Annotated in this window: 10 protein-coding genes; 1 reads left to right on the forward strand and 9 read right to left on the reverse strand. The window is 58.8% G+C overall.

Annotated elements, in window-relative coordinates; genetic code table 11:
- Positions 1–4 precede the first annotated feature (4 nt).
- The 3 genes from AABC73_RS12965 to ssuD form a co-directional block, all read right to left on the reverse strand.
- A complete protein-coding gene (locus AABC73_RS12965) occupies positions 5–1,105 on the reverse strand; it encodes a sigma-54 dependent transcriptional regulator (protein ID WP_341523921.1) in 1,101 nt (366 codons plus the stop codon).
- A gap of 11 nt (positions 1,106–1,116) precedes the next feature.
- On the reverse strand, positions 1,117–2,304 hold the full coding sequence (locus AABC73_RS12970) for an acyl-CoA dehydrogenase family protein (protein ID WP_341523922.1): 1,188 nt from the start codon (positions 2,302–2,304) through the stop codon (positions 1,117–1,119).
- A 141-nt stretch (positions 2,305–2,445) separates the two neighbouring features.
- Positions 2,446–3,582: an FMNH2-dependent alkanesulfonate monooxygenase gene (gene ssuD / locus AABC73_RS12975; RefSeq protein WP_341523923.1), complete on the reverse strand. Its 1,137-nt coding sequence runs from the start codon at positions 3,580–3,582 to the stop codon at positions 2,446–2,448.
- Positions 3,583–4,376: 794 nt separating this feature from the next.
- Between ssuD and AABC73_RS12980 the strand changes: the two genes are divergently transcribed.
- Positions 4,377–5,153: an alpha/beta hydrolase gene (locus AABC73_RS12980; protein WP_341524233.1), complete on the forward strand. Its 777-nt coding sequence runs from the start codon at positions 4,377–4,379 to the stop codon at positions 5,151–5,153.
- Between the two features lie 168 nt (positions 5,154–5,321).
- On the opposite strand, the gene AABC73_RS12985 is transcribed toward AABC73_RS12980, so the two are convergent.
- The 6 genes from AABC73_RS12985 to AABC73_RS13010 all read right to left on the reverse strand — a co-directional run bounded on the left by AABC73_RS12985 (position 5,322) and on the right by AABC73_RS13010 (position 12,866).
- Entirely contained in the window at positions 5,322–6,569 is a 1,248-nt protein-coding gene (locus AABC73_RS12985) for an OprD family porin (RefSeq protein ID WP_341523924.1), read from the reverse strand.
- A gap of 92 nt (positions 6,570–6,661) precedes the next feature.
- Complete coding sequence (locus tag AABC73_RS12990; protein ID WP_341523925.1) at positions 6,662–7,885, reverse strand: M20/M25/M40 family metallo-hydrolase; 1,224 nt, start codon at positions 7,883–7,885, stop codon at positions 6,662–6,664.
- On the reverse strand, positions 7,875–9,509 hold the full coding sequence (locus AABC73_RS12995) for an ABC transporter ATP-binding protein (RefSeq protein ID WP_341523926.1): 1,635 nt from the start codon (positions 9,507–9,509) through the stop codon (positions 7,875–7,877). The genes AABC73_RS12990 and AABC73_RS12995 overlap by 11 nt, the downstream gene beginning before the upstream one ends.
- Positions 9,506–10,339 (reverse strand): ABC transporter permease, encoded by an 834-nt coding sequence (locus AABC73_RS13000; RefSeq protein WP_341523927.1) that lies wholly within the window; start codon positions 10,337–10,339, stop codon positions 9,506–9,508. The genes AABC73_RS12995 and AABC73_RS13000 overlap by 4 nt, the downstream gene beginning before the upstream one ends.
- Positions 10,332–11,279 carry an ABC transporter permease gene (locus AABC73_RS13005; RefSeq protein ID WP_341523928.1) on the reverse strand — a complete coding sequence of 316 codons (948 nt, stop codon included), beginning with the start codon at positions 11,277–11,279 and terminating at the stop codon, positions 10,332–10,334. Before AABC73_RS13005 ends, AABC73_RS13000 begins: the two co-directional genes overlap by 8 nt.
- Positions 11,280–11,294: 15 nt before the next feature.
- On the reverse strand, positions 11,295–12,866 hold the full coding sequence (locus AABC73_RS13010; protein ID WP_341523929.1) for an ABC transporter substrate-binding protein: 1,572 nt from the start codon (positions 12,864–12,866) through the stop codon (positions 11,295–11,297).
- Positions 12,867–12,906 lie beyond the last annotated feature (40 nt).

Here is a 12,906-nt window from a genome sequence, read left to right on the forward strand (position 1 = left end):
GAGGTTAAATCGACAGGTGCAACATCCGGTCGCCCTGGACGGGCTGTGCAGGGCGCCGTTTGTTGACCGCCAGTTCGCCGATCTTGATCAGTCGTGTACGGGTAACGTTGCGGCTCAACCCCAGCAGATTGGCAGTGTGCACCTGGTTGTAGTGGCTGAAGCGATAGGCTGCGCGCAGCAACGAGTCTTCGACCTGTTCATGCAGGGCTCCGGCCTGCTCCTCGAACAACTTCTGAAACGCCCGGTCCAGCAGGGCCTGGGCCGAGTTGTCGCTGGCAGAATTGTCGTCATGACGTTCGATCCGCATGTTGGACATACGCAGGTCCTGGGCCTGAATGATGCCATCGCGGCAAATCAGCAGCGTATGGTGGATCACGTTCTCCAGTTCGCGAATGTTTCCCGGCCAGCCATAGGCTTTCAGGCGTCGTTCGGCGTCTGCAGTGAGCTGGATTTGGCCATAGCCCAAACGTTGGCTGTAGCTCTGAATAAAGTGCTGGGTCAGCGGCAGAATATCTCCCGGACGCTCGCGCAGGGGGCTCAGTTCCAGGCTGACCACATCCAGACGGTAAAACAGGTCTTCGCGGAAGTGGCCGGCATTAATGGCTTTCTCCAGTTGCACGTTGGTGGCTGCCAGCACGCGCACGTCGATGGGAATGCTTTTTCTCGACCCCAGGCGGACCACTTCGCGTTCCTGGAGTACTCGCAGCAGCTTGACCTGGATCGGCATCGGCAAATCGCCGATCTCATCAAGAAACAGCGTGCCGCCGTTGGCTTCTTCAAACCAGCCCGCCTTGGCGCTCAGGGCTCCGGTGAAAGCGCCTTTTTCATGGCCAAACAGTTCGGCTTCCACCAGCGACTCGGAAAAAGCCCCGCAGTTGACCGCAATGAATGGCCGGTTCTGACGGGCACTGAGATTGTGGATATGGCGAGCCACCAGTTCCTTGCCAGTGCCGGTTTCGCCGATGATCAGCACACTGGCCTCGCTGGGCGCGATTTGTTGCAGGTGGGCCAGCAAGGCGCGTGATTTCGGGTCTTCGAATACCTGCGCGGTGGCACGGATCGAGGTCGCCAGTGCCGGGGAGGGCGGTAGGGTAAGCAATTGCATGGCGGTTTTCCCTACGAATAGAAAGTCGGTTCGGGCAGAGCTTGATTCAATGCCCAATTGCCCAATTCATTGAGTTTGTAATCCAGCGAGTCGTGCAGGCTCTGGGTGCGCAGATTGCGCCAGTGGCGATCCAGACCCACGGACGCATGGGTGGAGCGCGCGCCGGTGACCTCGAAGACCTTGTTGCAGATTTCCAGGCCGTTACGGCTGGCTGCAACCTTTACCGTGGCGATGTCTACTGCCAGTTTGCCCCGTTCAGTCACGCTCAGTTGCGAACCTTTGGCCCAGGCGGCGTCCAGGTTGTCGACAGCCCGTTCGAACAGGGCGCGGGTGCTTTCAAGACCTACCCAGAAATCACCGAAGTGGTTAAGCACGTATGGATCTTCGCTACTCCTCGATGCGGTGGATTTGAACCATGGCCGGCTCTCTTCCAGAGTGTATTTGCGCGCTTCTTCAAAGGCGCCTTCGGCGATACCCAGAAAGATATTGGCGAAGTGCAGTTGCGCGATCAGCGGCCTGAGACAGGCAGACGGTGTGCTCAACGGACCCGGATCGAGCAGCAGTTCCGATTCCTCGACCCGGACCCGCTCAAACGTCGCGCTGCCGCTGTCGGTCTGACGCTGGCCCATGTTCTCCCAGTCGTTATGCAGGGTAATTCCCGAGCGTGCGCTGGGCAGCGCGGCGATCAGCAGCTTGCCGCCGGCTTGCGGGTCTACTGCCGAGGCAATAAGCATCTCTGAAATGTTGGCGCCGGAGCAGAAGCTTTTCTTGCCGGAAAACTCACGCCAGCCGCCCAGGTTCTTGACCACGGTGCGGGTATCAAGTGGGTTCAGCGCGTTGCCCCAGAACCAGTTTTTTCGTGCAGTGAGTTCGAACCACGGTTGCCACTGCTCGGGTTTGCCGAACAGGCGAACCGTGGCCAGCATCAGGTGATGGAACCCCAGAACGTGGGCCAACGAGCTGTCGACTCTGGCGAATTCGCGCACCACTTCGAACGTTTCACGCCAGGTCGCACCCTGACCGCCAAATTGACGCGGGATGCTCAAGGACAAAAGACCGCTTTGGCGCAAGGCATCACGCTGGGCGACGGGGGTGCCGCCTTGGTGATCACGTTCCACCGCCGTGCGGGCGAATTCGATCGCCAGTTGCCGGGCAGTTTCCAGGGGCGATACCAGGGTGTTTTGCAGTGTTGCAGTCATGGATAACCTCAAAGTTGCAGCGCCGGACGGTCGGTCTTCACGTCAGGCCTGGGGTCTGCCGGCGCGCATGGGCACACAGGCTGCGATGTCATTGTTCAATCGCAGTCTTTGTCAGCACTGGCGGGTGAGCGTGTCTCGGGTTCACTTCTGTGGCGGCAGATCGTTGGCGATCATTTCGCCGAACGGTCCAGTCAGGTTGGTGATGCCGCGTCCGGCCAGGCTGCGGTACGGTTCCGGCAACAACGGGAAAACCAGTTCGGCGAAGCGATAGGCTTCTTCCAGATGGGGATAACCCGAGAAAATGAAGCTCTCGATGCCCAAGTCGGCGTATTCCTTGATGCGCTCGGCCACTTCCTGAGGGTTGCCCACCAACGCCGTGCCCGCACCGCCACGCACCAGACCGACCCCGGCCCACAGGTTCGGGGCGATTTCCAGGTTGTCGCGACGTCCGTCGTGCAAGGCCGCCATGCGCCGTTGGCCTTCGGAATCAAAGCGCGAGAAAGACTTCTGCGCAGCGGCGATGATTTCGTCGCTGATGTGCTCGATCAGTTTGCTGGCGGCTTGCCAGGCTTCGGCGCTGGTCTCGCGTACGATCACGTGCAGGCGAATGCCGAACTTCAGGGTGCGACCTTTGCGTGCCGCGCGTTCACGCACGTCGGCCAGTTTTTCCGCAACCGCAGCCGGCGGTTCGCCCCAGGTCAAGTAAACGTCCACTTGCTCGGCGGCCAGATCGTGGGCGGCCTCGGAAGAACCGCCGAAGTACAACGGCGGGTAGGGTTTCTGGATCGGCGGATACAGCGCCTTGGCGTTCTGCACGCGCAGGTGCTTGCCTTCGAAATCCACGGCTTCGCCTTGCAGCACCCGACGCCAGATCTGCAGGAATTCGTCAGTGACTTCGTAGCGCTCGCTGTGATCGAGGAAGCTGCCGTCGCCACGGTTTTCGTCCGGATCACCGCCGGTCACGACGTTGATCAACAGACGACCGCCCGACAAGCGATCCAGGGTCGCCGCCATACGCGCCGATACCGTTGGGGAAATGATCCCCGGGCGGATCGCCACCAGGTATTTCAAGCGTTCGGTCAGCGGCACCAGTGCCGAAGCGATCACCCACGAGTCTTCGCAGGAGCGCCCGGTGGGAATCAACACGCCGTGGTAACCGAGGTCGTCAGCGGCTTGGGCCACCTGTTTCAGGTAATTCAACGTGACCGGTCGCGCGCCTTTGCTGGTGCCAAGGTAGTGGCCGTCGCCGTGGGTTGGAAGAAACCAGAAAACATCCATGACAAATCCTTCAAGCTTGAAAGCTCAGGTTGGAAAATGCATTTCTGGAATACAACGCATGCCGTGATAAACCGCTTGGCGTGCATCACCGATCCTGAAATACGAGACCAGCAATAGAGCAAGAGATGTACCACTTCGCTTATCCGCCTGTTTGGCGGCTCGCAGGCAAGACAAACACCAAGCGGGCTGTTGTTTAATTAGCGGAATGTTGAATAAGTGTGGCTACAGCAACAGTTGCTGGCGAGTCAGTGGTGGGTCCCGATAGCGCGCCTGATCTCGTTGTCCCATCCATTGATGCGCTGCTGAAAACAGATTCTGACCGCGCACTTTGCACACGCAGCTGAGCACGAGCAAAGCACTTGTGGACCATCACGCCGGAGACGGTGAAGCAGCTCAAACATACCGCCCTACATCGTGCCAGTGTCGGACCAGACGCTTGCATAGTGCGCCAGATGTTGAGCCACGTTTATCAATGGAACGCTGTTAATTATCACGTTTACTCATTACCTATTGGTTAATTTCAGATTTCGATTCGTCGATGTTGAGTTGGGCTACGAGGTAGTAGCACGTACGTACAATTTGCATTATGCGATGCTCGTTAAGCTGGAATTGGCCGCAAATAATTGTCTTTGGCATTCTGATTCAGGCTGGGCAGGTGACTCACCTTTGCCATGTGACATTGTGATGCTACTCAACTGTTTATTGCTCTCTCGACCTGTTTCAAAGGAAAAGCGAGAGCGCGGGACAGAACGGAAGATCCACCCCCACTCGTTCGGAAGGAATCTGAAATGAAATTGAATAAGTTAGTCACTGGCTTCGCGCTGACTGCGTTGGTTTCTGCATCCCATTCGGTATTCGCGGAGACCGTCAAACCCACTATCGTTTTGGTTCACGGTGCCTTTGCCGGCTCCAGCAGCTGGAATGGCGTCATCAAGATTCTGGAGAAAGACGGCTACACCGTAATTGCCGCTGCCAACCCGTTGCGCAGCGTTAAAACCGATGCCCAATCCATTACCAATCTACTTAAAGGCATCAAGAGTCCGGTAGTGCTAGTGGGCCATTCCTACGGCGGCCCGGTCATCAGCGAAGCTGCCTATGAACAAGCTAATGTCAAAGCACTGGTATATGTCGCTGCTTTTGCACCTGAAGCAGGTGAAAGCGCCGTCGCGCTCACGGGAAAATTCCCGGGTGCAACCCTTGGCCCGACCCTTGGCACTCCAGTTGCGCTGGAGGGTGGTGGAAAGGATCTGTATATCCAGCAAGACAAGTTTCCCGAGCAATTCGCAGCTGACGTGCCCATCGCTGAGGCCCGTTTGATGGCAGCCACTCAGCGCCCGGTCACTGAGCAAGCGCTGAACGAAGCGGCTACGGACGCTGCATGGAAGACTATCCCTTCGTGGTGGATCTTCGGCGACAAAGACAAGAACATTCCTCCACAAGCCATGCAGTTCATGGCCGAGCGGGCACAGTCAAAGCAGACCGTCGTGGTCAAAGGTGCGTCGCACGTAGTCATGGTCTCCAACCCGAAACCAGTCGCGCAAATTATCGAAGCAGCGGCAAAAGCTCCGTGAGAAATACCTGAGTCCTCTCGCATTACCGCTTTAACCCGCACGGTATGTGCACCAAGCACCATAGATCATCAATGAAGACCTGCTGGCGTTAAATGGCAGTGTCGACCGCTATAGTGCGGATCACAAAGCCAGGAGCGCCGGCAATGAGAGCTGCCGGCTTTTCTTGGTTCAGAGGTTGATCGGGTACTGGGTGATGAATCGGACGTCGTCGACGTCGCCACTGAACGAGTTGCGATAGGTGGCTTGACGCACCCGGAACGAGAGGTTTTTCATCGGCCCGCTCTGGATCACATAAGCGGCTTCGAGGTCTCGCTCCCATTCGTTTTGATTGCTGGCACCACTGGCCAGGCTGATGTTGTTGCCCTTGATGTAGCGGGCGAAGACGTCCAGCCCAGGCACGCCGAACGCGGCGAAGTTGAAGTCGTAGCGGGCTTGCCACGAGCGTTCGTCTTCACGGGTGAATTCAGCATACTGCACGTAGTTGGCCATGTAGTCGGTGTTACCACCGTCGGTGTAAAACACATAACCATTTTTACCGGTGATGGCCTGATAGGCCAGGGTTACTTTATGTGGGCCATAGGCGTAAGCGCCCTTGATGCTGAACGAGTTGCTGTCGATATCACCGCCATTTTCCGCCCCCGTACTCTTCTGGTTGTAAAAGCGAAAATCGGTAGTGAACGTCTGTCTGGCATCAATCGGTTTGACCCAGCTGAGGCCCGCGTACTTCTTCTTCCACAGATCCTCGACATCCGAAGCGTAAAGTGCGCCGGTGAGGTTGGGGGTGAAGTTGTAGGTGGCACCCAGTACATCAGCTTTTGTCATGCGCCCGGCGTTGTGGGCACTCTGGTTGTAGACACTCAAGGAGGTCAGGTGCGCTACATCCACCCGCAGATTGTCGATTTCCTTGCTGCTCAAATAGAAACCTTCGGTGGTTTCTGGCAGCAGGCGACTGTCACCGGTGGAGTAAACAGGCAAGTTGAGGGTTTGTTGACCGTATTTGAGCACGGTCTTTGAAATCTTGATTTTTACCGCACCTGCGGCCCGTGAATAATCATCCGCAGCCTGGTCTACACCTGCCACGTGGTTACCGCTGCTGGGCAACAGTCCGCTGCCGATCCGGTCGGAACTGCTGTCGAGCTTCATGCCGTAAAGGCCGATTGCATCAACACCAAAGCCAATCGTTCCTGGGGTGAAGCCCGAAGTGAATGTACCGATGAAGCCCTGCGCCCACTCTTCGCGATAGCTCTGCGCGTTGGACGCTGCATTACGGAAATCGCGATTGAAGTAGAAGTTTCGCGCGACAACCTGAGTGGTGCTGTCTTTGAAGAACGGATTGCCGAGAATGTCATCCCCGAACGCTGCGCCTGAAATTGCCGCGCACAGCGCTGCACTGCCAAACATGAAAGCTGACCGCATGGTGAGAACCCTTATCAAGAAATAATCAGCAGATGATGAAGCAGTTGAAGTGCTGTTTTTATTGTTGGCATCCCTGCCTTTTATTTATGAATTCAGAACTCTCCGGCAACTTCGCAGACGCTGAGAATGGCCAGAATGTAGACGCGCACCATGTCCAGGTAATCGCGTTTGTGCACGCGCTCGTCCGGCATGGTGTTGAACTTGCCGCCCGGGCCGCAGACCACGCCTTGCATGCCCAGGCGCTGGTAAAAGTGCGCAGCGTCAGTGCCGAAGAAAGCGGGCGGGGTGATGATACCGGTAGGCTGAGGCTCGCCACGAACCTGCTGATAGGCCTTGTTGATGGCCTGGACGATCAGCGAATCATGGGACACCTCGAACGGAGGCATCAGGGGTTGGTTGTGGCTGTCGTTGATCAGTGTCGCCTGCAGTCCGGGGAATTGTTCGCAAAGCTGATCAAGCAGTTGCTGCAGGTCAGCCAGTACTGACTCCACGGTTTGGCCGGGGGTGTAACGCGCCGAGCCGCGCAGCCGCAAAAAGTCTGCGACTTGCGGCGGGCGCCACTCTTCAAGTTCACGTCCCAGTGCGCCACGGACGACACCGATGTGGCCACGATTGACTTTGGCATGTTCCGGCGAGCGTGCGCCGCTGAAAGTGATGCCGTTGATCTGCGGGATCAATTGCACGGCGGCAGTGATGACGTCCACGGCCTCTTCGCGCTTGGACAGATGACGGGTGTCGCCAGTCAGCTCGATGACGAACATCAATGAGCCGACGTGCAAGGTGACCGCCTGCAAGTCAGTGGGCTCGGAATTAATGAAGTAGTCTGCCTTCACGCCTTGTTCAATGGCGGCGATGGTGCCGATGCCACCCTGCAATTCGCCGACCACATAGGTCAGGATGACGTCGCCCTTGAGCTTGATGCCAGCGTCGATCACGGTTTTCAGCGCGCAGAAATAGGCGGCGTCACCGGCCTTCATGTTGGATACGCCGATACCATAGATGAACTCGTCATCAATCTTTCCGGCCCAGGGATCTACAGTCCAGCCTTCGGTCACCGGGTTGGTGTCCAGGTGGCCGTTGAACAGCAGACTGTGGCCGCCACCTTGTCCCTTGAGGGTGCCGATGGCATTCAGTCGTTCGCCTGGCACCGGCATCAGTTCAGCGTCCAGACCAAGCTCCCGCATTTGCCCCGCCATGTACTCGGCCAATTGCCGTTCTTCGGGGGTGGCGCTGTAGCTTTTGTGCTGCACCATGCGCGCGAGAAAATCCAGGCAATAGGCCTCGTCAATGCGGTTGAGTAGCACTTCAGGCGTCATCAAGGGGCTCCAATTCGTTCAAAGGCTGCGGCACTGCGTCAAGCAGTGCTCGGGTATAGGGGTGGCTGGCCTGAGCGGCCATGTCCACGGCAGGCAGGATTTCCAGCAGGTCGCCTCGGTACATCACGGCGATACGATGGGCGATCTGCCGGACCAGGTTGAGGTCATGGGTGATGAACAAGTAAGCGGTGCCATGCTGGCGCCGCAGTTCCAGCAACAGTTCGATAACCGTGGCTTGTACCGAGACGTCCAGCGCTGCGGTAATTTCGTCGCAGATCACCAGCTCCGGGCGCGCGGCAAAGGCCCGGGCGATGGCGACGCGCTGCTTTTGTCCACCAGAAAGTTCATGGGGGTAACGGCTGGCGTAATCTTCGGGCAAGCGCACTTCGCGGAGCAGACGTGCGATGGCCTCAGCTTCGGTTTCGCCCTCCGTCAGGCCATACAGGCGCAATGGCCGAGAGAGAATCTGGCCAATCGTCTGCCGTGGATTGAGCGACGCATCCGGGTGCTGAAAGATGATCTGCACCTTGCGCCGGTAATCGCGATCCATTTGCGCAGGGCCGGAGATCGGTGTGCCGTCGAAATACACCGCGCCGGTAAACGGCGTCAAGCCAGTGAGGGCCTTGGCCAGGGTGGATTTCCCCGAACCTGATTCGCCGATGATGCCGAGGATCTCACCACGTGCCATGCTCAGGTTCATGTCGCGAGCGCCCATGGACGGCACAGACTTACGCCTCAGAAGGCTGTCCAGCATGCCCGGGCGTCCATACCGCACATTAAGATCGCTGACTTGCAGAAGAGCGGGACCGACAGGTCTTTTTTCATCCAGCAGACGCTTGTCGGCGGCAGGCACCGCAGCCACCAGACGCTGCGTGTAGGGATCGCCTGGAGCGCTGAAAATACGTCCACCGCGAGCCTGCTCGACGATGCGGCCCTGATTGAGGACGCAAACCCGATCTGCGACTCGCGATACCAACGCCAGATCATGGGAAATATATAAAGATGCAACGCCCGTTTCTTCGCGCAGACGACGGAACAACTGCAGGATCTGCGCCGAGCTGATCACGTCGAGAGCTGTGGTCGGCTCATCGAAAATCAGGCACTGCGGTCGACAGGCGAAGGCAGTAGCAATCAACACTCGCTGTTTTTCACCACCGGAGGCTTCGTGGGGGAAACGCTTCATCATGGCGGCCGGATCTTTCAGGTCAACGTCGGCCAGTAACTGCTCGCCCAAGGCCCAGGCCTCGCGATACCCCAGATCCCGGTGGCGGGTGAGGACTTCGACGACTTGCTCGCCGAGGCTCAGTGTCGGGTTGAGAGAGGCACTGGGGTCTTGAAAGATCATCCCCAGACGCCCACCGCGCAGTTTTTCTATCTGACGCGGGGGCATTTGCAGCAGATTCTCGCCTTGCAGGCTGATGCTGCCGCCGATCTCCCGGGCGTTGCCGGCCAGATAACGCATGATTGCCCAACCGAGGGTGGTCTTGCCCGAGCCGGACTCGCCGACCAGACCGACTACTTCGCCGGCGGCGACACTGAAATCAATGTTTTGCAGGACGTGCAGGGCGCCATTGGGCAATTGATAATCGAGGCTGTAATCAGCCACTTTCAAGACTGTATTCATGAGCGCTGCCCCTTTGGATTGAGGGCATCGCGCAAGCCATCGCCCAACAGATTGAAGCCGATCGCAACGATGGCAATGGCCAGTCCAGGCATGAGCATCATCCAGGGCGCCTGAAAGAAATAGCGTCGCGCTTCGGCGACCATCAGGCCCCACTCCGACTGTGGCGGTTGTGCGCCAAGCCCCAGGAAGCTGAGGGTGGCGAACAGCATGATGGCAAAGGCGACGCGGATGGTCGCTTCGACGATGATTGGCGCGACGATATTGGGCAGCATCTCGCACACCACGATGTAGGCCGTCGATTCGCCACGGGCGATGGCCGCATTGACGTAATCCTGACGCCGGGCGGCGAGGGCGACGCTACGGGCGATGCGGGCCATGCCGGGAACGAAAGCGATGGTGATCGCCAGGACCGCGTTGAAATCGCTTCTGCCCAGAGTGCTGACAATCAGCAGGGCGAAAAGCAGGGTGGGGATGGACATCACCGCATCAAGAGTACGCATCAGTGCTTCGTCGATGCGCCCTCCGAGGTAGCCGCTGACAGTGCCGAGCAGAGCACCGATGAGCATCGCCATCGCGGTGGCCAGTACCGACAGCGAGATCGTCGCACGAGCCCCGATCAGTAGACGGCTCAGGATGTCTCGGCCCAGTTGGTCGGTCCCCAGCCAGTGCACCAGGTTCGGCGCCTTGTAACGCGCGAGAATCGAAATGGCTTCCGGGTCGAACGGTGCCAGAGCCGGTCCCGCGCACACCAGCACCACGGCCAGTATCAGGATCAGACTGCCCAGCAGGCCCTGGGGAGTACCCAGTAAGCGGTAGAAAATATCACGCATATTGAATTCGCCGGTCGAGATAGGCATAGGTGAGGTCAGCCATGAAGTTGACCACGCAGTAGGTAGCGGCGAGGATCAGCACACCGCCCTGAATAGCTGGCAGGTCGCGGGCCGCCACGGCTACCAGCAGTTCGCGGCCAATGCCGGGGATGTTGAAGATTTCCTCGACCACGACGATGCCGCCCAGCAAGTAGCCGACGTCCAGAGCGACAATGGTGATGGTGGGCAGCAAGCCATTGCGCAAGGCATGGCGCAGCAACACCCGGCGCCGCGACAGACCTTTGAGGCGTGCGGCTCGAATGTAGTCAGTCTCCAGCACGTCGATCATTTCCGAGCGCACCATCCGCGAGACGTGAGCGACCATGATCATCGATACGGTCAACGTCGGCAGGATAAGGTGGCGAATGCCTTCGCCAAAATTGTCGCCCAGCGGCACGTAGCCGGTTGCGGGCAGCAACTGCCAGACATCCGCAAAGAGCAGAATCAGCAGCGTGGCGGTGACGAACTCTGGCAACGACACGCCGATATACGACAACACGCCGATGATCAGGTCCACGGGACGACCCCGGCGCACAGCGGCGATGATTCCCAAGGGAATCGCCACCGCCAGCATCAGCAACAACGAGCAGCTCGCCAGCAACAATGAGCGTCCCAGCGCATCAACCAGCGAGCCGAGTACCGGCTGGCCATTGCGCATCGACACGCCCAGATCGCCTTGCAGTACCGCCATCAGCCAGTGGCCGAATTGCAGCCACGCGGGCTGGTCGAGGCCAAGCTTGGCGCGCAGGGCAGCCAAGGCCTCGGGCGTGGCACTCTGGCCCAGCAGCGTCACTGCAGCATCCGCCGGGAGCAACTGGGTGATGGCAAAGACCAGCAATGAAACGATCAGCAGGGTGTACACGACCAACAGCAATCGCTTGGTCAGATAAGCAGCAGTCACAGATTTATCCTCGGTTCACGCACGCTTCGGAGCGCTGTCGTCCAGCCACGCTTGATCCAGGCGGAATACCGCGCCACGTGGATGCAGTTGATAGCCTTGAACGTAATTTCGCTGCGCAGCCAGGACGTCGAAGAAGGTCGGAATCAGCGACGGCACCTGCTCGTTCATCAGTTTTTGCGCAGTTGCGTACAGCGCCATGCGTTTGACCGGGTCATCGGTGCCACGGGCGGCGGCGACAGCGGCGTCGAACTCGGCATTGTTCCAGCGGGTTTCGTTCCAGGCGGCGTTGGAGGTGTAGAGCAGCGAGAACACCGCGTCGGCCGAAGGCTGCATGTTGTAGAAGCCCACGTAGAAGTTGCCTTTCTTCCAGACTTGATCCAGGTAAGTGCTGTTGGCCATGGTCGCGACGTTGATATTGAAACCGGCAGGCTTGGCCATCTCACGCACGGCAATGCCCAATTGTGTGCGAGTGGACGGTTTGTCTGAGGCCACCAGGGTGATATCCAGCCCTTTGGGATAGCCCGCATCGGCCAACAGCTTTTTCGCTTGCTCAATGTTGGCCTGCCGTAGCGCGATATCGGTGTGGTAGCGGTAGGCGGCATTTAGCGGAGTGTCATTGCCCGGCGTACCAAAGCCTTCCGCGACGAAATCCACGAGCGCTGTGCGGTCAACACACAAGGACAAGGCCTGGCGTACGCGCACATCGTTGAACGGCGGCTGATCACAGGCCATGTTGATGTTCAGGAATTGCCCGGAGGCCACACGCAGGCCTTTGACTCCGCTGGCGTCACTCAGGCGGCTGAATTCAGTGGCCTGAGCCGAGAGCATCAAGTCGATGTCGCCGGACATCAATGCCGAGCTTTCCGACGACGGGTCGGGATAGATGCGGATTTCGACGCGATCCAGATGCGGGCGCTGCGCATCGTAAAAGTCTTCGTTACGAGCGACCACCACCATGCGCTCCGGCTCGAACGACACCAGCTTGAACGGTCCGGTGCCCACGGCTTCGCGGGACAGGCGGGTCATGTCGCCTTGTAGGATGGCGGCCGGGACGATCTTCGCGGCCGGGTAGGCCAGGCTCACCGGCAGGTCCGCATACGGGGCGTTGGTGGTCAGCTTGACGCGCAGTTCATCCAGCGCCTCGACGCTTTGGATCGGGCCGATGTTACGCAGCGCGGGTGAGGCAGTTTTTGGGTCGAGGATCGCTCGCAGGCTGGCCGCGACGTCCTTTGCGGTGCAGGCGCTGCCATCGTGGAAACGCAGATTGCTGCGCAACGTGAAGGTCCACTCGGTCAGGCTTTCGTTATGGCTCCAGGATTGCGCCAGGTCGGGTTCGGCCTGCATGTCCTGGCTCAGACGGGTCAGGCCATTGTAGAGCAGTTCGCTAAGCAGATACTCAGGGTTGACCCGTGTCAGCAGCGGGTTGAGCATGCCGACCGCCTGGTCGACGCTGATCCGCAAAGTGCCGCCCTTACGTGCTGCAACGCCAGCCCAGAGGGTGGTGGAAAACGGCAGCATCGCAGCGCCGGTGACAATAGCGGAGGTCGTCAGGAAACGACGGCGGTTGAGCCTGAAAACTGTATTCATGAGGTGCTTCACCTAGCAATGGAGGGCATGGGGCAGCTAG

Origin of the sequence: Pseudomonas sp. G.S.17, assembly GCF_038096165.1 — a bacterium.
Lineage (GTDB): Bacteria > Pseudomonadota > Gammaproteobacteria > Pseudomonadales > Pseudomonadaceae > Aquipseudomonas.